Genomic DNA, 324 nt, shown 5'->3' on the forward strand with positions numbered 1-324 from the left:
CGAAGCGGTGTTTACCGCGCAGACCGATATTCAAGATGGCAACTACGGCACGTTCAGTATCGATGCAGACGGTGAGTGGACCTACACGCTCAACAATGACCACGCGGATGTTCAAGCTCTAGACGCCAACTCTACTCCCATCGTTCGCACCTTCACGGTAGAAACTGCGGATGGCAGCACGCATGAGATTGCAGTGACCATCACGGGCTCAGACGACGCGGCGGTCATCACGCCAAGCAAAGCTGGCGATGATAAAGGCGCCGTGCAAGAAGACGTGACGCTGACGACGGGCGGTAATTTAAATGTCGACGACCCGGATTTAGG

Annotated in this window: 1 protein-coding gene; it reads left to right on the forward strand. The window is 55.6% G+C overall.

The features are described from left to right. On the forward strand, nt 1-324 hold a 324-nt coding region (locus FTW16_RS22440; protein WP_222433370.1), incomplete at both ends, for a VCBS domain-containing protein.

The sequence above is a fragment of the Vibrio sp. T20 genome (assembly GCF_007858795.1).
Taxonomy (GTDB): domain Bacteria; phylum Pseudomonadota; class Gammaproteobacteria; order Enterobacterales; family Vibrionaceae; genus Vibrio; species Vibrio satsumensis.